This is a genomic window from Pseudomonas sp. R9.37, from assembly GCF_963878885.1.
Lineage (GTDB): Bacteria > Pseudomonadota > Gammaproteobacteria > Pseudomonadales > Pseudomonadaceae > Aquipseudomonas.
On the sequence record NZ_CAWNZA010000011.1, the window covers coordinates 317,864 to 341,393 of the forward strand.

22 protein-coding genes are annotated in these 23,530 nt (G+C 60.5%); 5 read left to right on the forward strand and 17 right to left on the reverse strand.

Annotated features, from left to right (window positions below):
- Window positions 1-52: 52 nt before the first annotated feature.
- Complete coding sequence (locus tag AACU78_RS08135; RefSeq protein ID WP_106575741.1) at window positions 53-2,410, forward strand: penicillin acylase family protein; 2,358 nt, start codon at window positions 53-55, stop codon at window positions 2,408-2,410.
- A 131-nt stretch (window positions 2,411-2,541) separates the two neighbouring features.
- On the opposite strand, the gene AACU78_RS08140 is transcribed toward AACU78_RS08135, so the two are convergent.
- Entirely contained in the window at window positions 2,542-3,444 is a 903-nt protein-coding gene (locus tag AACU78_RS08140) for an AraC family transcriptional regulator (RefSeq protein ID WP_106575742.1), read from the reverse strand.
- A gap of 99 nt (window positions 3,445-3,543) precedes the next feature.
- Here AACU78_RS08140 and AACU78_RS08145 point away from each other — a divergent pair, with 99 nt between their 5' ends.
- Window positions 3,544-3,897, forward strand: a complete 354-nt coding sequence (locus tag AACU78_RS08145) for a carboxymuconolactone decarboxylase family protein (RefSeq protein ID WP_016973032.1) — start codon at window positions 3,544-3,546, stop codon at window positions 3,895-3,897.
- On the opposite strand, the gene AACU78_RS08150 is transcribed toward AACU78_RS08145, so the two are convergent.
- Window positions 3,875-4,840 (reverse strand): GlxA family transcriptional regulator, encoded by a 966-nt coding sequence (locus tag AACU78_RS08150; protein ID WP_106575743.1) that lies wholly within the window; start codon window positions 4,838-4,840, stop codon window positions 3,875-3,877. The genes AACU78_RS08145 and AACU78_RS08150 overlap by 23 nt on opposite strands.
- A 301-nt stretch (window positions 4,841-5,141) precedes the next feature.
- On the opposite strand from AACU78_RS08150, the gene AACU78_RS08155 reads away from it, so the two are divergent.
- The gene (locus AACU78_RS08155; protein WP_106575744.1) at window positions 5,142-5,783 is read left to right on the forward strand and encodes an HD domain-containing protein; all 642 of its coding nucleotides are present in this window, start codon (window positions 5,142-5,144) and stop codon (window positions 5,781-5,783) included.
- Between the two features lie 142 nt (window positions 5,784-5,925).
- Here the strand turns inward: AACU78_RS08155 and AACU78_RS08160 are convergent, their stop codons facing one another.
- From AACU78_RS08160 to AACU78_RS08195, 8 genes are all read right to left on the reverse strand, one after another.
- On the reverse strand, window positions 5,926-6,810 hold the full coding sequence (locus AACU78_RS08160; RefSeq protein ID WP_106575745.1) for an ABC transporter permease subunit: 885 nt from the start codon (window positions 6,808-6,810) through the stop codon (window positions 5,926-5,928).
- Window positions 6,807-7,727, reverse strand: coding sequence for an ABC transporter permease subunit (locus AACU78_RS08165; RefSeq protein WP_017139530.1), 921 nt, complete (start codon window positions 7,725-7,727; stop codon window positions 6,807-6,809). The genes AACU78_RS08160 and AACU78_RS08165 overlap by 4 nt, the downstream gene beginning before the upstream one ends.
- Window positions 7,724-8,866, reverse strand: a complete 1,143-nt coding sequence (locus AACU78_RS08170) for an ABC transporter ATP-binding protein (protein ID WP_003176776.1) — start codon at window positions 8,864-8,866, stop codon at window positions 7,724-7,726. Before AACU78_RS08170 ends, AACU78_RS08165 begins: the two co-directional genes overlap by 4 nt.
- A gap of 72 nt (window positions 8,867-8,938) precedes the next feature.
- Window positions 8,939-10,033: a polyamine ABC transporter substrate-binding protein gene (locus tag AACU78_RS08175; RefSeq protein ID WP_106575746.1), complete on the reverse strand. Its 1,095-nt coding sequence runs from the start codon at window positions 10,031-10,033 to the stop codon at window positions 8,939-8,941.
- Between the two features lie 256 nt (window positions 10,034-10,289).
- A complete protein-coding gene (locus AACU78_RS08180; protein ID WP_106576071.1) occupies window positions 10,290-11,384 on the reverse strand; it encodes a polyamine ABC transporter substrate-binding protein in 1,095 nt (364 codons plus the stop codon).
- 206 nt (window positions 11,385-11,590) lie between these two features.
- Window positions 11,591-12,955, reverse strand: a complete 1,365-nt coding sequence (locus AACU78_RS08185) for an aspartate aminotransferase family protein (RefSeq protein WP_106575747.1) — start codon at window positions 12,953-12,955, stop codon at window positions 11,591-11,593.
- Between the two features lie 59 nt (window positions 12,956-13,014).
- Complete coding sequence (locus AACU78_RS08190; RefSeq protein ID WP_017139534.1) at window positions 13,015-14,373, reverse strand: glutamine synthetase family protein; 1,359 nt, start codon at window positions 14,371-14,373, stop codon at window positions 13,015-13,017.
- Window positions 14,374-14,412: 39 nt separating this feature from the next.
- Window positions 14,413-15,192, reverse strand: coding sequence for a gamma-glutamyl-gamma-aminobutyrate hydrolase family protein (locus AACU78_RS08195; protein WP_106575748.1), 780 nt, complete (start codon window positions 15,190-15,192; stop codon window positions 14,413-14,415).
- A 278-nt stretch (window positions 15,193-15,470) separates the two neighbouring features.
- Here AACU78_RS08195 and AACU78_RS08200 point away from each other — a divergent pair, with 278 nt between their 5' ends.
- Both AACU78_RS08200 and AACU78_RS08205 read left to right on the forward strand, forming a co-directional pair.
- Window positions 15,471-16,847 (forward strand): glutamine synthetase family protein, encoded by a 1,377-nt coding sequence (locus tag AACU78_RS08200; RefSeq protein WP_003213894.1) that lies wholly within the window; start codon window positions 15,471-15,473, stop codon window positions 16,845-16,847.
- A 231-nt stretch (window positions 16,848-17,078) separates the two neighbouring features.
- Window positions 17,079-17,708: a TetR/AcrR family transcriptional regulator gene (locus AACU78_RS08205; protein ID WP_106575749.1), complete on the forward strand. Its 630-nt coding sequence runs from the start codon at window positions 17,079-17,081 to the stop codon at window positions 17,706-17,708.
- A gap of 130 nt (window positions 17,709-17,838) precedes the next feature.
- On the opposite strand, the gene AACU78_RS08210 is transcribed toward AACU78_RS08205, so the two are convergent.
- The 7 genes from AACU78_RS08210 to AACU78_RS08240 form a co-directional block, all read right to left on the reverse strand.
- Window positions 17,839-18,054 carry a TOBE domain-containing protein gene (locus AACU78_RS08210; RefSeq protein ID WP_003213899.1) on the reverse strand — a complete coding sequence of 72 codons (216 nt, stop codon included), beginning with the start codon at window positions 18,052-18,054 and terminating at the stop codon, window positions 17,839-17,841.
- Between the two features lie 28 nt (window positions 18,055-18,082).
- Window positions 18,083-18,889 (reverse strand): aliphatic sulfonates ABC transporter ATP-binding protein, encoded by an 807-nt coding sequence (gene ssuB, locus AACU78_RS08215; RefSeq protein WP_106575750.1) that lies wholly within the window; start codon window positions 18,887-18,889, stop codon window positions 18,083-18,085.
- Window positions 18,886-19,674 carry an aliphatic sulfonate ABC transporter permease SsuC gene (gene ssuC / locus AACU78_RS08220; protein ID WP_106575751.1) on the reverse strand — a complete coding sequence of 263 codons (789 nt, stop codon included), beginning with the start codon at window positions 19,672-19,674 and terminating at the stop codon, window positions 18,886-18,888. The genes ssuB and ssuC overlap by 4 nt, the downstream gene beginning before the upstream one ends.
- A gap of 9 nt (window positions 19,675-19,683) precedes the next feature.
- The gene (gene ssuD / locus AACU78_RS08225; protein WP_106575752.1) at window positions 19,684-20,832 is read right to left on the reverse strand and encodes an FMNH2-dependent alkanesulfonate monooxygenase; all 1,149 of its coding nucleotides are present in this window, start codon (window positions 20,830-20,832) and stop codon (window positions 19,684-19,686) included.
- 25 nt (window positions 20,833-20,857) lie between these two features.
- Window positions 20,858-21,826 carry a sulfonate ABC transporter substrate-binding protein gene (locus AACU78_RS08230; protein ID WP_106575753.1) on the reverse strand — a complete coding sequence of 323 codons (969 nt, stop codon included), beginning with the start codon at window positions 21,824-21,826 and terminating at the stop codon, window positions 20,858-20,860.
- A gap of 94 nt (window positions 21,827-21,920) precedes the next feature.
- Complete coding sequence (ssuE, locus tag AACU78_RS08235) at window positions 21,921-22,514, reverse strand: NADPH-dependent FMN reductase (RefSeq protein WP_106575754.1); 594 nt, start codon at window positions 22,512-22,514, stop codon at window positions 21,921-21,923.
- Between the two features lie 316 nt (window positions 22,515-22,830).
- On the reverse strand, window positions 22,831-23,469 hold the full coding sequence (locus AACU78_RS08240; protein ID WP_106575755.1) for a peroxiredoxin: 639 nt from the start codon (window positions 23,467-23,469) through the stop codon (window positions 22,831-22,833).
- Window positions 23,470-23,530 lie beyond the last annotated feature (61 nt).

Below are 23,530 nucleotides of genomic sequence, written 5' to 3' on the forward strand. Positions count from 1 at the left end.
CCAAACCTATTAGACTCCGCTCACCTGAAAGGTGAATGACCAAGGACCGTCCATGAAACGCAGCCTGACCGTACTCGCCATCCTGATTGCCGCCCTCATGGCCGGCGCCGGCTGGTATGTCTACAGCAAGCAGCCCACTCGCCAGGGCACCGAAACACTGGCCAACCTGCAAGGCACGGTCACGGTGCGTTACGACGACCGTGGCGTGCCGCACATCCGCGCCGAGAACGAGACCGACCTGTATCGCGCCTTAGGCTACGTGCACGCTCAGGACCGGCTGTTCCAGATGGAGATCATGCGGCGCCTGGCACGAGGCGAACTGGCCGAGGTGCTGGGGCCAAAAGTGCTGGAGACCGACAAGCTGTTCCGCAGCCTGCGCATCCGTGAACGGGCCTTGAGTTACGTGGAACACATTGACCACGACTCCAAGGCGTGGAAGGCCTTGCAAGCCTATCTGGACGGCATCAACCAATATCAGGACAGCCACGCCAGCCCCATGGAATTCGACGTACTGGGCATCCCCAAGCGGCCGTTTACCGCCGAGGACACCATCAGCGTCGCCGGGTACATGGCCTACAGTTTTGCCGCCGCGTTTCGTACCGAGCCGCTGCTGACGTACGTCCGCGACCAGTTGGGCAGCGATTACCTGAAAGTCTTTGACCTGGACTGGCAACCCAAAGGCGCGCTGAACCTGGCCGCCAGCGACTGGAACACCCTCGGTGCCATCGCCTCTCTGAGCGATCAGGCCTTGGCCGACAACGGTTTGCCGCAGTTCGAAGGCAGCAACGCCTGGGCCATCAGCGGCAGCCGCACCCAAAGTGGCAAGCCGTTACTGGCGGGCGACCCGCATATCCGCTTCTCGGTGCCGTCGGTATGGTACGAAGCGCAGCTCTCGGCGCCGGGCTTTGAGCTCTACGGTTATCACAACGCGCTGGTGCCGGTGGCGTTCCTGGGCCACAACCTGGATTTCGGCTGGAGCCTGACCATGTTCCAGAACGATGACCTCGACTTGATCGCCGAAAAGGTCAACCCGGACAACCCCAACCAGGTCTGGTATCACGGCCAATGGGTCGACATGACCAGCAGCGAGCAGCAGATTGCGGTCAAGGGCCAAGACCCGGTGATACTCACCCTGCGTCGCTCGCCCCACGGCCCGATCATCAATGACGTACTCGGCGAGAACGCCGGCAACACACCGATCGCGATGTGGTGGGCATTCCTCGACACCGAAAACCCGATCCTCGAAGGCTTCTACCAACTTAACCGCGCCGACACGCTGGCCAAGGCACGCGCGGCAGCGGCGATGGTGTCGGCGCCGGGGCTGAATATCGTGTGGGCGAACGCCAAGGGTGATATCGGCTGGTGGGCGGCGGCGCAGTTGCCCATCCGCCCGACGGGGGTCAACCCCGGCTTTATCCTCGACGGCAGCACCGCCCAGGCCGACAAACTGGGCTTCTACCCGTTCAGCGCCAACCCCCAGGAAGAAAACCCGGCGCGTGGTTATGTGGTGTCGGCAAATGCCCAGCCGGTGTCGCCCACTGGCATGGAAATCCCGGGCTATTACAACCTGGCCGACCGTGGCCAGCAGTTGAACACGCAGTTGAGCGACAAAAGCGTCAAGTGGGACGTCAACAACAGCCAGGCCCTGCAACTGGGCACGACCACCGCTTATGGCCCACGCTTGCTGGCGCCGCTGTTGCCGGTGCTGCGTGAGGTGGTCAAAGACCCGGCGCAGTTGAAACTGGTGGAGCAGCTTGCGAGCTGGAAGGGTGACTACCCACTGGACTCCACCAGCGCCACGCTGTTCAACCAGTTCCTGTTCAACCTCACCGACGCGGCATTTCACCCCAAACTGGGCGACGCGATGTTCAAGTCCCTGCTCACCACGCGGGTGATCGATGCGGCGCTGCCGCGCCTGGCCGCCTCGGCGGACTCGCCCTGGTGGGACGGCAAGCGCGCCAACACGGTCAAACTGGCGTGGGACAACAGCCTGGCGCATCTGAAAGCCACGTTCGGCGACGACCCGACCCAGTGGCAGTGGGGCAAGGCGCACACCCTGACCCACGGCCACCCGCTGGGCATGCAGAAGCCGTTGGACAAGCTCTTCAACGTCGGCCCCTTCCCCGCCCCCGGCACCCACGAAGTGCCGAACAACCAATCCGCCATGATCGGCCCGGCACCCTGGCCAGTGACATACGGCCCATCGACGCGCCGCCTGATCGACTTCGCCGACCCCGCCCACGCCCTGACCATCAACCCGGTGGGGCAAAGCGGCGTGCCGTTTGACTCGCACTATGACGACCAGGCGCAAACCTACATCGAAGGCGGGTATGAGCAGGCGCATTTCAGCGATGAGGAAGTGACGGCGAATACCCGGGGTACGTTGAAGCTGTTGCCAGCCAGGCAATAGCGCTGAAGGCATGCGGTTCAATGTGGGAGCGGGCCTGCTCGCGAATGCGCAGTATCAGTCACCAGATGTATCGACTGACTCCCTGCATTCGCGAGCAAGCCCGCTCCCACATTTGCTTTGTGTTGTAGCGACTATCGTGTGCGCATTCGCCCCGGCGCCTCGCCATAGGTGTCCTTGAACTTCTTGCTGAACGCCGCCTGGGACTGGTAACCCACCTGGGCGGCGATGTCCAGCAGGCTCAAGCGCGACTGGCGCAGCAGGTTGAACGCCAGTTCCATGCGTAGCTGAGTCAGCAGCACCCACGGCGACACACCTGCCACTTTCACAAACGCACGCATGAAGGTGGCCCGCGACATCGTCGCCGCAGCGGCCAGGCTGTCGATGGTCCATTCATGGCCGGGCTCGGCCAGCATCGCCTGCCAGGCCTTGCTCAGGCGCTTGTCGGCGAGCAGGGCGAAGGTGCCGGCCACGGGCGCCTGACGGGTCAGCCAGGTGCGCAGAACCAGGGTAAATAACGCCAACGACAGCGCATCGATAAACGAGCGCGCGCCCAGTTGCTCGCCGTCCGCTTCGCTGCGCAGCAGCGCGATCAGCGCCGCCAACTGCTCGTCGCCCTGCCACTGCCGGCTGGACACCACCAAATACTCCGGCAACGCACTGAACAGCAAAGACTGGCGGTTGTAGTGAAAGCTACCGCACAGCATGTCGACCTCTGGCCGCGCGCCGCCCAAGCGATGCACCGGCAGCACGCCCCCTTCGATGACCTGCGGCTGCATCGGTCGGATACGCGCGCCCTGGCTGCGCAATAAATGGGTGGCACCGCCGGGCATCAGCAGGATGTCGCCCTCCTCCAGCGTCACCTGCTGCCCACCCGAGAGCTCCGCACGGCATGTTCCGCTGAGCACGATGTGGTACGGCGCCACGCCGAATTTTTCAGGCGGATGATCCAGCGCCCAGTCGCCCTGGAACTGGCAACGCAAATCCAGACTGCCGCGCAGGTTGGCCAGCGCAATAAGCGTGTCGATCGAATTCATTTGCGAGCATCGGTCAAAAAGATGAGCGGATCGAACAATAACGCCAACGCCGAACAGCAGAAACTGGCTTCACACCCCACCTGTTCAGGAGTTACCGCAATGTTCAATAACTGGTCCGACTTGCTGCCTACCGTGAAGAAAGCCTTTGGCGCGCTGGGCAAGAGCAACCCGAAGATGGTCAAAGCCTACATGGCGCTGGGCGAGGCTGCCGAGGAAAACAATGTGCTCGACGCCAAGACCCGCGAGCTGATTTCCATCGCCGTGGCCATCACCACACGCTGCGACGGCTGCATCGGCGTGCATGCCGACGCGGCGATCAAGGCCGGCGCGACCCGCGAAGAAGTGGCCGCCACGCTTGCCACCGCGATCTCGCTGAATGCCGGCGCCGCGTACATCTACTCGCTGCGTGCGCTGGAAGCCTACGACACGCTCAAACCGGCGCCGCAAAGTTAAGCCGGAACTGCTGCGGCGTCACGCCCAGCCGGCGGTTGAATACGCTGCGCATGTGCTGGGCGTCGCGAAACCCGCATTGATAGGCCACGGTCTTGAGCGGCGCAGGGCTGCTTTCGAGCATCACCCGCGCCGCATCCACCCGCGCCCGCTCGACAAACTCCGCCGGGGTGATGCGCGCCTCACGGGCAAACACCCGGGAGAAATTGCGCGCGCTCATATTCGCCGCCTTGGCCAGGTCGGCGATGGTCAAATCACCGGTCAGGTTCGCCAACACGTACAACTGCACCAACGCCACCGCCGAAGTGCTTTCGGCGTGGGGCGTCAGGAACGGACTGAACTGCGACTGCCCGCCCGAGCGCTGGGTAAACACCACCAGGCGTTTGGCCACGCTCAGCGCGACTTCCGGACCGTGGTCCTGGGCCAGCAGAAACAGCGACAAGTCGATGCCGGCCGTGACCCCGGCCGAGGTGTAGAGGTTGCCGTCCTGCACGTAGAGGCGGTCGGCGTCGACCTGGGCCGAGGGGCACAGGCGCGCCAGGTCGGCGGCATCGTTCCAGTGGGTGGTGACGGTTTTGCCGTCCAGCAATCCGGCTCGCGCCAGCATGAAGGCGCCGTTGCAGATCGAACCGAAGCGCTGCGCCCGCGCGGCGGCGGCACGTAGCCAGTCATCAAACGGCGCGCCGAAATCCTCGAAGGGCAATTGCGGGCCACCGGCAACCAGCAGCAGGTCGTAGGCTTGCAGGGCTTCGCTGTAATGCCGGTGGGCCTGCAGCGACAAGCCATTGGAGGCGGCCAGTGTGCCGTGGCCCAGGCCAAGCACTTCAAGCTGGTAGTGGTCTTGCGGCGGCAGAAAACGGTTGGCCTCGCAGAACACATCCATGGGACCGGTCACGTCCAGTGACTGGACGCCGGGGAAGATCAGGATGGCGACAGTTTTGCCCATGCTGCAAACACCTTTTCTAACTGAATAAATGCAAAACCCCTGTGGGAGGGGGCTTGCTCGCGAATGCGGTAGTTCAGTTGACACATGCATTAACTGGCATACCGCTTTCGCGAGCAAGTCGAATCGTCGCACCGCCGCTCCCACATTTGATCCTCTTAGGCTTCAAGAGACTATTCCCGCTGGCGCGATATCGCGCCACATTGGCCGACATCGCATCCTCGCCGCGATGGCCCCGTCGCGGGCGCGCGCCCAGACTGGACTCATCGGCGCCACCCCCGGCGCTTTGTTGAGGAGAACGACCATGAGCACCACCATCGCCGGCATCCAGATCCCGGACAGCGCCTTGGCCAAGGCCACCACCGAGTACATCCGCGACGTCGAATCCGACCTGCTCTACCACCACTCCCGCCGCGTATTCCTGTTCGGCGCGCTGAGCGGTGAGCGCAAGCAACTGGCCTACAACCCGGAGCTGCTTTACGTCGGCGCCATGTTCCATGACCTCGGCCTGGTTGAAGGCCATCGCAGCGACAACGAGCGCTTTGAAGTGGACGGCGCCAATGCAGCGGCGGCGTTCCTCAAGCCTTACGGTCTGAGCGATGACGATATCGAGCAGGTGTGGCTGTCCATCGCCCTGCACACCACGCCGGGCGTGCCGCAGCATTTGCGCCCGACCGTGGCGCTGGTGACTGCCGGTGTCGAGATGGACGTGCTGGGCATGGACTACGCCGCGTTTTCCAGCGTGCAGCGCGAAGCCGTGGTGCATGCGCATCCACGCGGTGAAGGGTTCAAGGAATGCATTATCTGCGCGTTTGCCGACGGCTTGCGCCATCGCCCGCAGACCACGTTTGGCAACGTGAAGACCGACGTGCTGGTCGATCAGGAGCCGGGGTTCAAGCCGATGAACTTTGTCGAGGTGATTCGCAAGTCGCCCTGGGCGGCATAGTTGACTTGAAACACAACCAACTGTGGGAGCGGGCTTGCTCGCGAATGCGGTGGATCAGTCAGTACATCTGGTGACTGACACTCCGCATTCGCGAGCAAGCCCGCTCCCACATTTTTGAGCCGGTTCCGCCAGGCTGCGCGGGTTAGACCGGCGCAGGCGCCCGGCGCTTGTCCGGCTGCTGCCAGCCATCCGCAGCCGCTTCTTCAATCGCTTGCTGAATGGCTTTCTTGCGGTGCTCTTCGGCACGGCGGCTGAAGAACCACACCAGGAAGGTCACCAGCGACACCGCCAACAGGATCAGGCTGGCCACGGCGTTGATCTCGGGCTTAACCCCAAGACGCACGGCCGAGAATACTTCCATCGGCAAGGTGGTCGAACCAGGGCCCGACACGAAGCTGGCCAGTACCAGGTCATCCAGCGACAGCGCGAACGACATCATGCCGCCCGCCGCCAACGACGGCGCAATCATCGGGATGGTGATCAGGAAGAACACCTTCCACGGCCGCGCGCCCAGGTCCATCGCCGCTTCTTCAATCGACAGGTCCAGCTCACGCAAGCGCGCCGACACCACCACCGCCACATACGCCGCACAGAACGTGGTGTGGGCGATCCAGATGGTGACGATGCCACGCTCCTGGGGCCAACCGATCATCTGCGCCATGGCCACGAACAGCAGCAACAGCGACAGACCGGTGATCACCTCGGGCATGACCAGTGGCGCCGTTACCAGGCCGCCGAACAGCGTGCGGCCCTTGAAGTGGCTGATGCGCGTCAGCACGAACGCCGCCAACGTCCCCAGCGCCACGGCGGCCACCGCCGTGTAGCAGGCGATTTCCAGGGAGCGTGCCACCGAGCCCATCAACTGGGTGTTGTCCAGCAGGCCCACGTACCACTTGATCGACCAACCGCCCCACACCGTCACCAGCTTGGATTCGTTGAACGAGTAGATCACCAGGATCAGCATCGGCAGGTAGATGAACAGCAACCCCGCCACCAGCATGAAACTCGAGAAACTGAAGCGCTTCATATCTTGCCCTCCATCTCTTTGGCTTGGCTGCGGTTAAACAGGATGATCGGCACAATCAGGATCGCCAGCATCACCACCGCCAGGGCAGACGCCACCGGCCAGTCACGGTTGTTGAAGAATTCTTGCCACAGCACTTTACCGATCATCAGCGTTTCCGGGCCGCCCAGCAGTTCCGGGATCACGAACTCGCCCACCACCGGAATGAACACCAGCATGCAGCCGGCGATGATGCCGTTCTTGGACAGCGGCACGGTGATTTTCCAGAAGCTGTTGAAGGTACTCGAGCCCAGGTCGGACGCGGCTTCCAGCAGGCTCTGGTCGTGTTTGACGAGGTTGGCGTACAGCGGCAGGATCATGAACGGCAGGTACGAATAGACCACGCCGATGTACACCGCGATGTTGGTGTTGAGGATCTGCAGCGGTTCGTTGATCAACCCGATGGACATCAGGAAGCCGTTGAGCAAACCGTTGTTGCTGAGGATGCCCATCCACGCATACACGCGGATCAGAATCGCGGTCCAGGTCGGCATCATGATCAGCAGCACCAGCACGGTCTGCATCTCTTTACGTGCGCTGGCAATGGCGTAGGCCATCGGATAGCCGATCAACAGGCACAAAATCGTGCTGAAAAACGCCATCTTCAGCGAGCCCAGGTACGCGGCGATGTACAACTCGTCGTCACCCAGCATCGCGTAGTTGCCCAGGTTGAGCACCAATTGCAGCTTTTGCTCAACGAAGGTGTAGATCTCGGTGTAAGGCGGGATCGCTACGTCGGCTTCGGCAAAGCTGATCTTCAAGACGATGAAGAACGGCAGCGCGAAAAACAGGAACAGCCAGAGGAAAGGGATCCCGATGACCACATGCCGGCCACCGGGTGTTATTCGTTGCAGCTGGCGTTTGAACTTCTTCATATTCATGAGCGAAGCACCACGCCGCTGTCGTCTTCCCACCACACATACACCTGGTCGCCCCAGGTTGGGCGCTGGCCACGGCGTTCGGCGTTGGCGACAAAGGACTGCACCAGCTTGCCGCTCGGCAGCTCGACGTAGAACACCGAGTGGCCGCCCAGGTAGGCGATGTCGTGCACCTTGCCGCTGGACCAGTTGTGCTCACAGGTCGGCATTTCGGTGGTCACCAGCAGCTTTTCAGGGCGGATGGCGTAGGTCACCGACTTGTCTTCCACCGCCGTGGCGATGCCGTAGCCCACGTAGATGTCGCGGTCCAGGTCCGGGCACTTGAGCACCGCGTGGCCTTCGGCGTCGTCCACCACTTGGGTGTCGAAGATGTTCACGTTGCCGATGAACTCGCACACCAGCCGGCTGGTAGGCGTTTCGTAGATGTCGATCGGGCTGCCGATCTGCGCGATCCAGCCCAGGTGCATGATCGCGATGCGCTCGGCCATGGTCATGGCCTCTTCCTGGTCGTGGGTCACCATCACGCAGGTCACGCCCACGCGCTCGATGATCTCAACCAGCTCCAGCTGCATTTGCGAACGCAGTTTCTTGTCGAGGGCGCCCATCGGCTCATCGAGCAGCAGCAGTTTCGGGCGCTTGGCCAGCGAACGCGCAAGGGCCACACGCTGACGCTGACCACCCGACAGTTGATGCGGCTTGCGCTTGGCGTACTGGCTCATCTGCACCAGCTTGAGCATCTCGGCCACGCGTGCGTCGACTTCAGCCTTGGGAATCTTGTCCTGCTGCAGGCCGAACGCGATGTTCTGCGCTACCGTCATGTGCGGGAACAAGGCGTAGGACTGGAACATCATGTTGATCGGCCGCTCATACGGCGGCATGTCGGTGATGTCCACACCGTCGAGGTAAATGCGACCTTCGGTTGGGCGCTCGAAGCCTGCGAGCATGCGCAGCAAGGTGGATTTGCCCGAACCCGAACCGCCGAGCAAGGCGAAGATCTCGCCTTTCTTGATTTCCAGGGACACATCGTCCACGGCAATCGTCTCGTCGAACTTCTTCGTGACCCGGTCGATTTTGACCAACACCTTTTTCGGTGTCTGGTCGCCCTCGAGGGCTTTCTTATAGGCGCCGGAGGCAACTGCCATTTACGAAACTCCCAACAAAATTTGAGGTTCACCCAATACGGGCGAAACCTTGGATAGTTTGAGCTTTAAGCCTTACTTGCCCGTCTTGACCTTGGTCCAGCTACGGGTCATTAAACGCTGCACGTTCGGGGGTAACTCGAAGTTGACAAACGTCCGGTCGAGAACCGCCTGCGGTGGGTAAACCGCTGCGTCGGTGCGTATCGATTGCTCCATCAGTTTGTCCGCCCCGGGGTTAGGGTTGGCGTAACCGACGTAATCACTGACCTGAGCGATCACCTCAGGTTGCAGTAAATAGTTGATGTAGGCGTGGGCCTCTTTAACGTTGGTGGCATCCGCCGGGATCGCCAGCACGTCAAACCACAGGTTGCCGCCTTCTTTCGGAATCGCGTAGGCGATCTTCACGCCCTTGCCCGCCTCGGCCGCGCGGGCCTTGGCCTGGAACACATCACCAGAGAAGCCTGCCGCCACGCAGATGTTGCCGTTGGCCAGGTCCGAGATGTACTTGGACGAGTGGAAGTAAGTCACGTAAGGACGCACTTTCAGCAGTTTCTCTTCGGCCTTTTTATAGTCGGCCGGGTTGGTGCTGTTGGGGTTCAGACCCATGTAGTTGAGCACCGCCGGCAGCATTTCATCGGCCGAGTCCATGAACGAGACGCCACAGGTGGCCAGCTTTTTCATGTTCTCCGGCTCGAACAGCACGGCCCAGGAATCGATATGGTCGACGCCCAGTACTTCTTTGACTTTATCGACGTTGTAACCGATCCCGTTGGTGCCCCACAGATACGGCACGGCGTACTGGTTACCCGGATCGTTCTTTTCCAGACGCTTGAGCAGCGCCGGGTCGAGGTTTGCATAATGGGTCAGCAATGACTTGTCGAGCTTCTGGAACGCCCCGGCCTTGATCTGCTTGCCGAGGAAGTGGTTCGACGGCACGACCACGTCGTAACCGGTGCGCCCGGCGAGCAATTTGCCTTCCAGGGTTTCATTGGAATCAAACACGTCATACACGGGCTTGATGCCGCTGGCCTTTTCGAAGTTGGCCAGGGTGTCGGGGCCGATGTAGTCCGACCAGTTATAAATATGCACAGTCGGCGCGGCCTGCACGCTGACAGCCAGCGTGATACCTGCACCTACCAGCACGGCTTTGCGAAATAAAGAAATTGGCAAGTGGAGGTCCTCTTAAATAGTTGGGCCTTAAAGTTGTTGCCCGGCAACAAAACCGGCGCGCAACTTACCCTCGATAAACCGATCCGGCAAAACTTTCTGTCATTTAATTTGTGGGAGTCGGTTTAGGAGGAGCGGGCTTGCTCGCGAAGGCGATGTGTCAGCCAGCAGGTGCATCAACTGATACACCGCTTTGGCGAGCAAATCGAATCGTCGAACCGCCGCTCCCACACAAGCCCGTTCCCACAGGGTTTAAGGCTTATTTACCCGATTTGATTTTGGTCCAGCTGCGGGTCATTTCACGCTGAGTTGCAGCCGGCAAGTCAGCAATGGCGTAGAGCTTGGCTTGCACATCGGCGGACGGGTAGATGCCCGGGTCGCTGGTGATGTCTTTGTCGACCAGTGGGGTCGCTTTCTCGTTACCGTTCGGGAAACGTACGCTGTTGGTGATGGCAGCCATGACTTTCGGCTCCAGCAGGTAGTTCATGAACTTGTAGGCAGCGTCGACGTTTTCGGCATCTTTAGGGATGGCGACCATGTCATAGAAACTGCCGGCGCCTTCTTTCGGAATGTCGTAGGCCACCTTGACCTTGCCACCGGCTTCAGCCGCGCGGGATTTGGCCTGTTGAATGTCACCCGAGTAGCCCACGGCTACGCAGATGTTGCCGTTGGCCAGGTCCGAGATGTACTTGGACGAGTGGAAGTAGCCGATCGAAGGGCGCAGCTTGAGGAACAGGTCCTCGGCTTGCTTGAGGTCGGCCTTTTTCTGGGTGTCGGTCGGCAGCCCCAGGTAATGCAGCGCCACCGGCAGCATTTCGGTTGGCGAATCGAGGAAGCTCACGCCGCAGCCTTTCAGCTTGGCGAGGTTTTCCGGCTTGAGGATGGTGTCCCAGGATTCGATCTTGTCGATGCCCAGTGCAGCCTTGACCTTCTCCGGGTTGTAGCCGATACCGATCGAGCCCCACATGTACGGGAAGGCGTGCTTGTTGTCCGGGTCGCTGACCGACACGGCCTTGAGCAGGGATTTGTTCAGGTTGTCGTAGTTGGACAGCTTGGACTTGTCCAACTCCTGATAGACACCGGCCTTGATCTGCTTGGCGAGGAAGTTGTTCGACGGTACGACAATGTCGTAACCGGACTTGCCTGCCAGCAACTTGGCTTCCAGCGTCTCGTTGCTGTCGAAAACGTCGTACACCACTTTAATGCCCGACTCTTTTTCAAAGTTGGCGATGGTGTCCGGTGCAATGTAGTCGGACCAGTTATAGACGTGCAGCACTTTATCGTCTGCCTGGGCCGCGCCCGCCATTGCGCCCAACAGGGACAAGGCGAGGAGGGTCTTGCCAGCGTTCTTCAAACCTAATGCCTTCATTTGGTGATGCTCCAATTTTTCTTTTTTGGGCCACATTTTTTACACGTTCAGCGGCCCTTCCAAAGGGCAACAAAACAGGGCGACAGTCTGGCAAGTTCAGGGGCCGGCTTTCAACCAAAGCGCCCTTATTACTGCGTTTTTGTAACTGCCCGGACGCAGCACCCGAAGCCGCTGCGCCCTGAGCCTAGCACTTAGCCCTGCAATGCCGCCAAAGTCAGGTCCAGGCACTGGCGAGCCTTGGTCACCAGCTCGTCGATTTCCGCCTTGCTGATCACCAGCGACGGCGAAATGATCATGGTGTCGCCCACGGCGCGCATGATCAGGCCGTTCTCGAAGCAGAACGTGCGGCAGATCATGCCCACTCCACGGCCTTCGTAACGTTTGCGCGTGGCCTTGTCCTGCACCAGCTCAATCGCCCCGAGCATGCCGACTCCGCGAACTTCACCCACCAACGGGTGATCAGCCAGTTCCCTCAGACGTTTCTGCAAATACGGTGCCGTTTCGTCGTGCACACGGTTAACGATTTTTTCATCGCGCAGGATGCGGATGTTTTCCAGCGCCACGGCTGCCGCTACCGGGTGACCGGAATAGGTGAAGCCGTGGTTGAAATCGCCGCCTTCATTGAGCACGGCGACCACGTCGTCGTGCACGATCAGGCCGCCCATGGGGATGTAACCCGAGGTCAGGCCTTTGGCGATGGTCATCATGTGCGGCTTGAGGTCGTAGAAGTCGCTGCCGAACCACTCACCGGTCCGGCCGAAACCGCAGATCACTTCATCAGCAACAAACAGGATGTCGTACTTGGCGAGGATTTCCTTGATGCGCGGCCAGTAGGTTTCTGGCGGCACGATCACACCACCGGCGCCCTGGATCGGCTCGGCAATAAAGGCACCGACGTTGTCCACGCCCAGTTCCAGAATCTTCTCTTCCAACTGGTTGGCGGCCCACACCCCGAACTCTTCCGGGCTCATGTCGCCGCCTTCGCCATACCAGTACGGCTGGGCGATGTGGGTGATGCCCGGGATCGGCAAGTCGCCCTGTTCATGCATATAGGTCATGCCGCCCAGGCTGGCGCCGGCCACGGTAGAGCCGTGGTAGCCATTCTTGCGGCTGATGATGGTTTTCTTGTTCGGCTGGCCTTTGACCGCCCAGTAGTGGCGGACCATGCGCAACATGGTGTCGTTGCCTTCGGAGCCTGAACCGGTGAAGAACACGTGGTTCATGCCGGCCGGTGCGATGTCGGAAATAACCTTGGCCAACTCCAGCACCGGCGGGTGAGCGGTCTGGAAAAACAGGTTGTAGTACGGCAGTTCTTTCATCTGCTTGGCGGCGGCGTCAGCCAGTTCATCGCGACCGTAACCGATCGCCACGCACCACAGGCCGGCCATGCCGTCGAGGATCTTGTTGCCTTCGCTGTCCCACAGGTAAACGCCGTGGGCTTTGGTGATGATCCGTGGGCCTTTCACTTTCAATTGCTTGAAGTCACTGAACGGCGCCAGGTGGTGATCGTTGCTCAAGGCTTGCCATTCACGGGTTTGCGGGTTGTTGCTGGACATACCAATCTCCTAGACTTTTTCAGGTGAGGGCGCGCCAATCCTGCGGCGCGCCCGGCGCATCAGACGGCGAAGAGCAGGAATTCCCGCTCCCATGAACTGATCACGCGCTTGAAGTTTTCATGCTCGGCCCGCTTGACCGCGACGTAGCCTGTGATGAATTTTTGACCCAGGTATTTCTCGATGGTCTTGCTGTTTTCCATGCGTTCCAGGGCGTCTTCGATGGTCAACGGCAGGCGCAGGTTGCGCCGCTCGTAGCCACGACCCACCACGGGCGCGCTCGGGTTATGGCCTTCGACCATGCCGATGTAGCCGCACAACAGGCTGGCGGCAATCGCCAGGTACGGGTTGGCGTCGGCGCCCGGCAGGCGGTTTTCGACGCGACGGTTCTGCGGGCCGGCATCCGGTACGCGCAGGCCCACGGTGCGGTTCTCTTCGCCCCACTCCACATTCACCGGCGCCGAGGTGTCGGGCAGGAAGCGGCGGAACGAGTTCACGTTGGGGGCAAACAGCGGCAGCAATTCAGGGATGAATTTCTGCAGGCCGCCAATGTGGTTGAGGAACAGTTGGCTCATGGTCCCGTCTTCATTGGAGAAGACGTTCTTGCCAGTGGCGATGTCGATGATGCTCTGGTGCAAGTGCATCGCGCTGCCGGGCTCGCCGGTCATCGGCTTGGCCATGAAGGTGGCGGCCACGTTGTGCTTGAGCGCGGCTTCACGCATGGTGCGCTTGAACACCAGGATCTGGTCGGCCAGGGACAGGGCATCGCCGTGACGGAAGTTGATTTCCATCTGCGCCGTGCCGTCCTCGTGGATCAGCGTGTCGAGGTCCAGCTCCTGCAGCTCGCACCAGTCGTAGACGTCTTCGAACAATGGGTCGAATTCGTTGGCCGCTTCTATAGAGAAGGATTGGCGACCGGTCTCCGGGCGCCCGGAACGGCCGATCGGCGGTTGCAGCGGGAAGTCCGGGTCTTCGCAGCGTTTGGTCAGGTAGAACTCCATCTCCGGCGCCACGATGGGCTGCCAGCCTCTGTCGGAGTACAACTTGAGGACTTTCTTGAGCACGTTGCGCGGCGACAGCTCAATCGGGTTGCCTTGCTTGTCGTAGGTGTCGTGAATCACCTGGGCGGTGGGCTCGATGGCCCAGGGCACCAGGAATACGGCGTTCTGGTCCGGGCGGCAGATCATGTCGATGTCGGCCGGGTCGAGCAATTCGTAATAGATGTCATCTTCGACATAGTCGCCGGTCACGGTCTGCAACAGAACGCTCTCGGGCAGGCGCATGCCTTTTTCGGCGATGAACTTGTTGGTCGGCGAGATCTTGCCCCGGGTGATGCCGGTGAGGTCGCCAATCATGCATTCGACTTCTGTGATCTTGTGGTCTTTCAACCAATCGGTGAGCTGGTCGAGGTTGTTACTCATAAATGCCTCTGGGCTGTGTTTCCTGACATCCATTAAAGGTCAGGCGTAAGTTGACGCAGCATCCGCGTCGCGTTGCATCGCCCGCTGTCGACAGGCCGAACCAAAGGCCTGGAAGATCGCGAGGTAGTGCGGGTTAGAGCTTACCTGCCATTCGGGGTGCCATTGCACTCCTAAAGCAAAAGCCTTGCCCGCGGTGTAAGAAAAAGCTTCGATCAGCCCATCAGGCGCGGTGGCTTCGACCTGCAAACCGGGCGCCAGGCGGTCAACGCCCTGGCTGTGAATCGAATTGACCTGGATCGTCTGCGGCAAACCCAGGCTTGCCAATACCCCATTCGGGGAGATCGCCACGGCGTGCGCCGGGCCGTACTGGACCTCCAGCGGCTGAGTGTCGTCTTCGCGGTGATCCATCATGCCCGGCACTTCATGAACCTTCTGGTGCAGGCTGCCGCCAAACGCCACGTTCATTTCCTGGAAGCCACGGCAGATGCCCAGCACCGGCACGCCTGCCGCAATCGCGGCACGCAGCAACGGCAAGGTGGTCTGGTCGCGTGCAGAATCATGAGCAGTCCCGGGCGCGCTGGCCGGACCGTCGTAATGGAAGGGTTCGATATTGGAAGGAGAGCCGGTAAATAGAATGCCATCCAGGCCGTCAAAAATATTGGCCGGGTCGAGCAGATCGCCCAAGGATGGAATGATCAATGGCAAGCCCTTGGCAGCGGTGGCCACTGCACGGACGTATTTGTCGCCACTGATGTGATAAGCATGCAGACCGACCTGTTTGGAGCAGGCGGTGACGCCGATTAACGGCAGGCGAGACATGAAGCACCCCGGTATTATTGCTGTTATGGGTTTGAATCGAGCTTAGCCTTGTTCATTTTTTTACACAACACCCCCGTAAAAAATACAACACGGCCCGCTCAAGCCTGCTAGTCCCAAGCCCTCCAAACCCAAAAAACCGCCCCAAAAAGCCCCAAAAAAGGCCTCAAGGCGCTTTTTTAGGGCAAAAAAGGCCTCGCTTGACTTCGGCATGCCGTTCGGGTTGACTGAAACCAGAAAAGATCAATGATTGATATTTTTAACAACAAAGGTGTTGCATCATGTCGGTACCCCCGCGTGCCGTTCAGCTTAACGAAGCGAACGCGTTCCTTAAGGATCATCCTGAGGTTCTGTACGTAGACCTTCTAATTGCGGATATGAATGGTGTGGTGCGCGGCAAGCGCATCGAACGCACCAGCCTCCACAAGGTTTACGAGAAGGGCATTAACCTGCCTGCCTCTTTATTTGCCCTGGATATCAACGGCTCGACGGTGGAAAGCACCGGCCTGGGTCTGGACATCGGTGATGCTGACCGAATCTGTTATCCGATCCCCGACACCCTGTGCAATGAACCCTGGCAAAAGCGCCCCACCGCGCAACTGCTGATGACCATGCACGAACTTGAAGGTGAACCTTTCTTCGCCGATCCTCGCGAAGTGCTCCGCCAAGTTGTCAGCAAATTCGACGACCTCGGTCTGACCATCTGCGCCGCCTTCGAGCTTGAGTTCTACCTGATCGACCAGGAGAACGTGAACGGCCGCCCCCAACCGCCCCGCTCGCCGATCTCCGGCAAACGCCCGCACTCGACACAGGTCTACCTGATCGACGACCTCGACGAATACGTCGACTGCCTCCAGGACATTCTGGAAGGGGCCAAAGAGCAAGGCATCCCTGCCGACGCCATCGTCAAGGAAAGTGCCCCGGCGCAGTTCGAAGTGAACCTGCACCACGTGGCCGACCCGATCAAGGCCTGCGACTACGCGGTACTGCTCAAGCGCCTGATCAAGAACATCGCCTACGACCATGAGATGGACACCACCTTCATGGCCAAGCCTTACCCAGGCCAGGCAGGCAACGGTTTGCACGTACACATTTCGATTTTGGACAAGGACGGCAAGAACATCTTTGCCAGCGAGGATCCCGAGCAGAACGCCGCATTGCGTCACGCGATCGGCGGTGTGCTCGAGACCCTACCCGCCCAAATGGCGTTCCTGTGCCCCAACGTCAACTCCTACCGTCGTTTCGGCGCACAGTTCTACGTGCCGAACTCGCCGTGCTGGGGCCTGGATAACCGCACCGTGGCGATTCGCGTACCGACCGGCTCGTCCGATGCCGTACGTATCGAACACCGTGTGGCCGGCGCCGACGCCAACCCTTACCTGCTGATGGCTTCGGTCCTGGCAGGCGTGCACCACGGTCTGACCAACAAGATCGAACCGGGCGCTCCAGTGGAAGGCAACAGCTACGAGCAGAACGAACAAAGCCTGCCGAACAACCTGCGCGATGCCCTGCGCGAGTTGGACGACAGCGAGGTGATGGCCAAGTACATCGATCCTAAGTACATCGATATCTTCGTCGCCTGTAAGGAAAGTGAGCTGGAGGAGTTTGAACACTCCATCTCCGACCTTGAGTACAACTGGTACCTGCATACCGTGTAAGCGGTTGCTGGATTGAAAAAACGCCACAGGCTTTTGGTCGGTGGCGTTTTTTTATGGGTTTATTCATGAGGACCGGGTTGGTTCATTCGCAGGCAAGCCAGCACCCACATTTAACCGAGTTCCCACTTCGGAACGCAGTCAAATGTGGGCGCTGGCTTGCCTGCGAAGGCGGCGCGGCAGACAACACAGTTGTGTGCTCATACAATGCCCGCTGCCTTGTAGGAGACTTCCATGACGACTCGCCCCGCCGCTCCTCGCAAACCCCGTGCCCGCAGCCAGGCCCGGATTGATGCGATCCTCGACGCCGCCCGCACCTTGCTGGCAACCGAAGGCGTGGCCAGTCTGTCGATCTACAGCGTGGCCGAGCGCGCGCAGATTCCACCGTCGTCGGTGTATCACTTTTTTGCCAGTGTGCCGGCGTTGCTGGAAGCCCTGACCGCCGATGTGCACGCGGCGTTCCGGGCGGCGATCCAGGCGCCCATCGAGCACGAGCCACTCAAGCATTGGCGTGACCTGTCCTGCGTCGTCGAGCAACGCATGCTCAGCATCTACGACCGTGACGCCGCCGCACGCCAATTGATCCTGGCCCAGCATGGGCTGACCGAAGTGACCCAGGCGGACCGTCAGCATGATCTGGAACTGGGGGATTTGATGCTGGAGGTGTTCAATCGTCACTTCGAAGTGCCGACGTTGCCCGCTGATGTGGATGTGTTCGCCCTGGCGCTGGAACTCAGCGACCGCGTTTACGCACGCTCGGTGCATCAGCACGGGCAGATCACGCCGCGCATGGCAGAAGAAGGGATGCGGGTGTTTGATGCGTATGTGGGGCTTTATTTGCCGGCGTATTTGCCCAAGCGGTAAGGCTCGTGGTGACTGGGCCGGCCTCTTCGCGAGCAAGCCCGCTCCCACATTTGAATGCATTCCAGCGTTGGAACTCGGTCAAGTGTGGGAGCGGGCTTGCTCGCGAAGGCGGCCTCCAGGGCGACGGCAATCACAACTTGGCGATCGACACCTCAGTGGACTTCACAAAGGCAATCACTTCGCTGCCAATCACCAATTCCAGCTCTTTCACCGAGCGCGTGGTGATCACAGAAGTCACGATGCCAGACGCTGTCTGAACATCGATTTCGGAAAGCACGTCGCCTTCGACGATTTCCTTGATGGTGCCCTTGAACTGGTTACGCACGTTGATGGCTTTAATAGTCATGGTGTTTTTCCTTCGTGGGACAAGTAAGTTATTGAGCCCAACGCAATTGCGTAGGCAGCGGTGAAACAGGTTCGGGTTCAGGCGGCGTGCCGGGCAACGACAGCACGCGGTTAAGCACTTCGGCTTCCAGCGCCGCCAGGCGATGTGAGCCCCGGGCGCGTGGGCGCGGCAGGTCGACAATCAAGTCCAGACCGATCTCGCCGTCCTCGATCAGAATCACCCGGTCGGCAATCGCCACGGCTTCACTGACGTCGTGGGTCACCAGCAACACGGTAAAGCCGTGCTTCTGCCAGAGGTTTTCGATCAGTTGCTGCATTTCGATACGGGTCAGGGCATCCAGCGCGCCCAGCGGCTCATCCAGCAGCAGCAGGCGCGGCTGATGAATCAGCGCGCGGGCCAGGGCCACGCGCTGCTTCTGGCCACCGGACAAGGCCGCGGGCCACTCGTTGGCACGCTCGGCCAGGCCAACCGCTTCCAGCGCTTCAAGCGCCTTGGGACGCCAGTTGCCCTTCAGACCCAGACCCACGTTGTCGATGATCTTTTTCCACGGCAGCAGGCGCGCTTCCTGAAACATCAACCGCGTGTCTTCAATCGCATCGCCAAGCGGCGCAGAGCCCGCCAGCAGCTCGCCGCCGCTGGCTTTGTCCAGGCCAGCCAACAAACGCAGCAAGGTACTTTTGCCGCAGCCGCTGCGCCCCACCACCGCCACAAACTGGCCGGCGGGAATGTGCAGATCAATCTCTTTGAGGACTTCCCGCGCACCAAAGGCCTTGCGCAATTTGCGCACCGCCAGCGGGATACCCTTGAGCAGGCGCGGAGGTTGTTGAGCCGTCATGCTGCACCGCCTTTATTCACTTGATACGCCGGGTGCCAGCGCAGCCACACACGCTCCAGACCGCGCGCGGCCAGGTCGGCCAGCTTGCCGAGGATGGCGTACATGACGATGGCCAATACCACCACGTCGGTTTGCAGAAATTCACGCGCATTCATCGCCAGGTAACCGATGCCGGAGCTGGCCGAGATGGTCTCCGCCACGATCAGCGTCAGCCACATAAAGCCCAGGGCAAAGCGCACGCCGACCAGGATCGACGGCAGCGCACCCGGCAGGATCACCTGACGGAACAGGCTGAAGCCGGACAAGCCGTAGCTGCGCGACATTTCTACCAGCGCCGGGTCGACGTTGCGGATGCCGTGATAGGTGTTCAGGTAAATCGGGAACAGTGTGCCGAGGGCGACCAGGAAAATCTTCGCGGTCTCGTCAATGCCGAACCACAGGATCACCAGCGGAATCAGTGCCAGGTGCGGCACGTTGCGGATCATCTGCACCGAACTGTCCAACAGGCGCTCGCCCCATTTCGACAGGCCGGTGATAAAGCCCAGGGCCAAACCGATGCTGCCACCGATCACAAAACCCAGGCCGGCACGCCAGCCGCTGATAGCCAGGTGCGTCCAGATTTCGCCCGTGCGAACCAGGTTGACCCCAGCCTCGATCACCGCACTCGGCGCCGGCAGAATGCGGGTCGACAACCAGCCCGCCGACACCGACAGCTGCCACACCGCCAGCAACAGGATCGGCAGCACCCAAGGCGCGACACGATGGCTTAATTTTTCATAGTTCATGACTACGCCTCAGCTCTGCGACGCCGCTTTGGGAAGGATATCGTTGGCAACCATCTCGCCGAACGGGCTGACGTAACCGGCGCTTTTGGGCAGCTCGGGACGTTCGATATCCAAGTGCGGGAACAGCAGCTCAGCCACGCGATACGACTCTTCCAGGTGTGGGTAGCCGGAAAAGATAAAGGTGTCGATGCCCAGCGCTGCGTATTCATTGACGCGCGCTGCCACAGTTGGGCCATCGCCCACCAGCGCAGTGCCCGCCCCGCCGCGCACCAGCCCAACGCCGGCCCACAGGTTGGGGCTGACCTCGAGGTTGTCGCGGTTGCCGCCGTGCAAGGCGGCCATGCGTTGCTGGCCGACGGAATCGAAGCGCGCCAGGGACGCCTGGGCACGCGCGATGGTGTCGTCATCCAAATGGGAGATCAGCTTGTCCGCGGCCTTCCACGCTTCGTCATTGGTCTCGCGCACGATTACATGCAGGCGAATGCCAAAGCGCACGGTACGCCCGAGCTTCGCGGCCTTGGCGCGCACCTGTTCGATTTTTTCCGCGACCGCAGCCGGCGGTTCGCCCCAGGTCAGGACCATTTCCACCTGTTCGGCTGCCAGGTCCTGCGCCGCTTCGGAAGAACCGCCGAAGTACAGCGGCGGACGCGGTTGCTGGATCGGCGGGTAGAGCAATTTGGCGCCTTTGACGCTGATGTGCTCGCCGTCGTAGTCCACGGTTTCGCCTTCGAGCACACGGCGCCAGATGCGCGTGAATTCGACCGAGGCCTGGTAGCGCTCTTCGTGGCTGAGGAACAAGCCGTCGCCGGCCAGTTCTTCCGGATCACCACCGGTGACCAGGTTGAACAGCGCACGGCCGCCAGACAGGCGATCCAGGGTCGCGGCCTGACGTGCGGCCACCGTCGGAGAAATGATCCCGGGGCGCAGAGCCACAAGGAATTTCAAACGCTGGGTCACCGGGATCAGCGAGGCGGCCACCAGCCACGAGTCTTCGCAGGAACGACCGGTGGGAATCAGCACACCGCCAAACCCCAGGCGGTCAGCGGCCTGGGCCACTTGCTGCAGATAACCGTGATCGACGGCGCGAGCGCCTTCGGCGGTGCCAAGGTAATGGCCGTCGCCGTGGGTAGGCAGGAACCAGAAAATATTGAGGCTCATGGAGTTGTCTCCTGAAGAAATCGGATTACGGCGCTGTGGCAACGGCGGCGGGTGGCGTCCAGATCACGTCCTTGATGTTCAAGGGTTTGGGGATCAGTTTGAGCTGGTAGAAGCTGTCGGCGATTTTCTGCTGAGCGGCGACCACGTCCGGGGTCAGGAACAGCGCGCCGTAGCCTTGGCGCTTCACCGAGGTCAGGGTGATTTCAGCCGGCAGGCCAAGCAGCGGTGCGACTTGTTCGGTGACTTCCTGCGGGTTGGCCTTGGACCATTCGCCCACTGCGCGCACTTCCTCCACCAGCGCCTTGATCACTTCAGGGTGCTGCGTGGCATAGGGCTTGGTCGCCAGGTAGAACTGGTGGTTGTCGGCAATGCCGGTGCCGTCACGCAGGGTGCGTGCCTGCAGTTGTTTCTCGGCAGCAGCCTGGTACGGGTCCCAGATCACCCAGGCGTCGACGCTGCCACGCTCGAACGCGGCGCGGGCATCGGCGGGCGGCAGGAACACGGTCTGCACGTCGGTGTATTTCAGGCCGGCATCTTCCAGCGCACGCACCAGCAGGTAGTGCACGTTGGAGCCTTTATTGAGCACGATTTTCTTGCCCTTGAGCTCGGCCACGGATTTGATCGGCGAGTCTTTCGGCACCAGTATCGCCTCACTGGTCGGCGCTGGCGGCTCGTAAGCCACGTAGAGCAGATCGGCACCGGCCGCCTGGGCGAAGACCGGCGGGGTTTCGCCGGTGACGCCGAAGTCGATGGAGCCGACGTTCAGGCCTTCGAGCAGTTGCGGGCCACCGGGGAACTCAGTCCATTGCACCTGCACGCCTTGGGCGGCCAGGCGTTTTTCCAGGGTGCCCTTGGCTTTGAGCAGCACCAGCGTGCCGTACTTCTGATAGCCGATCCGCAGGGTTTCGGCGGCTTGGGCTTGAACCATGGCGCCGAAGGACACAGCCGCAACAAACAGTGCGACCAGACCACGACGCAAGATGACAGTGCGCATGGCGCTCTCTCCAAAAATGCGATGAGGGGGTTGGCTGCACCTGCTTGGCCGTTGGCGGCTGAGTAAGGTGAGTACTACAACAATCGGGTCAGGCTTAAATGCTCCAGCGAGCACTCAACAAACGTTCATTCAACACATTGGGGTCCAGCGGTTTGGGGCGACGGGCCATGGCGCTATAGAAGGTCTCCAGGGCCTCGTGCAAACGCTGTTCAAGCACGGGCACCAGCTGCGCCTGGGCGCTGCCTTCGGCATAAGCGATCTGGCTGTCCTCGGCAAAAATGCCGTGGAGCAATTCCTGGGCCTTGAGGGCTGACAGCACGGGCTTCAGCGCGTAGTCCACCGCCAGCATGTGCGCGATGCTGCCGCCCGTGGCCATGGGCAATACGATCTTGTGGGCCAGGGCGCGTTCGGGCAGCAGATCCAGCACGGTTTTCAACGCGCCGGAGAACGAGGCTTTGTACACCGGGGTGGCAATGACCAGGCCGTCGGCGTTGGCGACCTGTTGCAGCAGGTCGATGACCTTGGGGCTGTCGAAGCGTGCATGCAGCAAGTCTTCGGCCGGGAAGTCCCGTATCTGATAACTCACCACTTCCACGCCTTTGTCTTGCAGCCACTGACGGGTTTTTTCCAGCAAGACCCCGGAGCGGGAACGCTGGCTGGGACTGCCTCCAAGTGTTACGACCAGCATGCAGGTATTCCTTGAGCAAGTGTCGGCGGTTCGCTGTGTGGCGATGGCGCCAAGATGGGACAGACCCTATCAGCATATTTATATATCTTTAAATCTTATTTTTTCATTTGTTTATTCTATAAATGCATATGTACTTTAGAAATCCTGGGGCGAAAAAAAAGGCCGTCGAAACGGCCTGAAAACCCCTGCTATGTGAGACTGCAAATGCGTTCAAATGTGGGAGCAGGCTTGCTCGCGAAGGCGGTGTGTCATTCGAAGATGCATTAACTGAAAGCCAGCATTCGCGGGCAAGCCCGCTCCCACATTGGGTTGCGTGTTAACGGTTGGGCTGTGGGGTGAGGCGCAGGTACGGCTTCACTGCGCGATAGCCCTTGGGAAAGCGTTTCTTGATCTCTTCTTCGTCCTTGAGCGACGGCACAATCACCACCTCATCGCCGTCCTGCCAGTTGGCGGGCGTGGCCACCTTGTAGTTGTCAGTCAGCTGCAGCGAGTCGATGACCCGCAGGATTTCGTGGAAATTGCGGCCGGTGCTGGCCGGGTAGGTAATTGTCAGGCGGATTTTCTTGTTCGGGTCGATCACGAACAAGGAGCGCACGGTGAGGGTGTCACTGGCGTTCGGGTGGATCAGGTCATACAGGTCCGACACTTTACGATCGGCATCGGCCAGGATCGGGAAGTTGACGACGGTGTTCTGGGTTTCATTGATGTCTTCGATCCACTTGTGGTGCGAGTCCACCGGGTCGACCGACAGGGCAATGGCCTTGACGCCGCGCTGGGCGAATTCGTCCTTGAGCTTGGCGGTAAAGCCAAGCTCGGTGGTGCACACCGGAGTGAAGTCCGCCGGATGGGAAAACAGCACGCCCCAGCTATCGCCCAACCATTCGTGGAAACGAATCTTGCCGGCGCTGGAATCCTGTTCGAAGTCGGGGGCGATGTCGCCCAGTCTTAGGCTCATGGTGTGGCTCCTGGTGAGTGCTTATGGAGCCACTGTGCATGGGTTGAAGATTATTTAAAAA

Excerpts from the sequence above, each read along its gene's own strand:
- AACU78_RS08135 (WP_106575741.1), top strand. The coding sequence starts at position 53 with ATGAAACGCAGCCTGACCGTACTCGCCATCCTGATTGCCGCCCTCATG.
- AACU78_RS08140 (WP_106575742.1), bottom strand. The coding sequence starts at position 3,444 with ATGAATTCGATCGACACGCTTATTGCGCTGGCCAACCTGCGCGGCAGT.
- AACU78_RS08145 (WP_016973032.1), top strand. The coding sequence starts at position 3,544 with ATGTTCAATAACTGGTCCGACTTGCTGCCTACCGTGAAGAAAGCCTTT.
- AACU78_RS08150 (WP_106575743.1), bottom strand. The coding sequence starts at position 4,840 with ATGGGCAAAACTGTCGCCATCCTGATCTTCCCCGGCGTCCAGTCACTG.
- AACU78_RS08155 (WP_106575744.1), top strand. The coding sequence starts at position 5,142 with ATGAGCACCACCATCGCCGGCATCCAGATCCCGGACAGCGCCTTGGCC.
- AACU78_RS08160 (WP_106575745.1), bottom strand. The coding sequence starts at position 6,810 with ATGAAGCGCTTCAGTTTCTCGAGTTTCATGCTGGTGGCGGGGTTGCTG.
- AACU78_RS08165 (WP_017139530.1), bottom strand. The coding sequence starts at position 7,727 with ATGAATATGAAGAAGTTCAAACGCCAGCTGCAACGAATAACACCCGGT.
- AACU78_RS08170 (WP_003176776.1), bottom strand. The coding sequence starts at position 8,866 with ATGGCAGTTGCCTCCGGCGCCTATAAGAAAGCCCTCGAGGGCGACCAG.
- AACU78_RS08185 (WP_106575747.1), bottom strand. The coding sequence starts at position 12,955 with ATGTCCAGCAACAACCCGCAAACCCGTGAATGGCAAGCCTTGAGCAAC.
- AACU78_RS08190 (WP_017139534.1), bottom strand. The coding sequence starts at position 14,373 with ATGAGTAACAACCTCGACCAGCTCACCGATTGGTTGAAAGACCACAAG.
- AACU78_RS08195 (WP_106575748.1), bottom strand. The coding sequence starts at position 15,192 with ATGTCTCGCCTGCCGTTAATCGGCGTCACCGCCTGCTCCAAACAGGTC.
- AACU78_RS08200 (WP_003213894.1), top strand. The coding sequence starts at position 15,471 with ATGTCGGTACCCCCGCGTGCCGTTCAGCTTAACGAAGCGAACGCGTTC.
- AACU78_RS08205 (WP_106575749.1), top strand. The coding sequence starts at position 17,079 with ATGACGACTCGCCCCGCCGCTCCTCGCAAACCCCGTGCCCGCAGCCAG.
- AACU78_RS08210 (WP_003213899.1), bottom strand. The coding sequence starts at position 18,054 with ATGACTATTAAAGCCATCAACGTGCGTAACCAGTTCAAGGGCACCATC.
- ssuB (WP_106575750.1), bottom strand. The coding sequence starts at position 18,889 with ATGACGGCTCAACAACCTCCGCGCCTGCTCAAGGGTATCCCGCTGGCG.
- ssuC (WP_106575751.1), bottom strand. The coding sequence starts at position 19,674 with ATGAACTATGAAAAATTAAGCCATCGTGTCGCGCCTTGGGTGCTGCCG.
- ssuD (WP_106575752.1), bottom strand. The coding sequence starts at position 20,832 with ATGAGCCTCAATATTTTCTGGTTCCTGCCTACCCACGGCGACGGCCAT.
- AACU78_RS08230 (WP_106575753.1), bottom strand. The coding sequence starts at position 21,826 with ATGCGCACTGTCATCTTGCGTCGTGGTCTGGTCGCACTGTTTGTTGCG.
- ssuE (WP_106575754.1), bottom strand. The coding sequence starts at position 22,514 with ATGCTGGTCGTAACACTTGGAGGCAGTCCCAGCCAGCGTTCCCGCTCC.
- AACU78_RS08240 (WP_106575755.1), bottom strand. The coding sequence starts at position 23,469 with ATGAGCCTAAGACTGGGCGACATCGCCCCCGACTTCGAACAGGATTCC.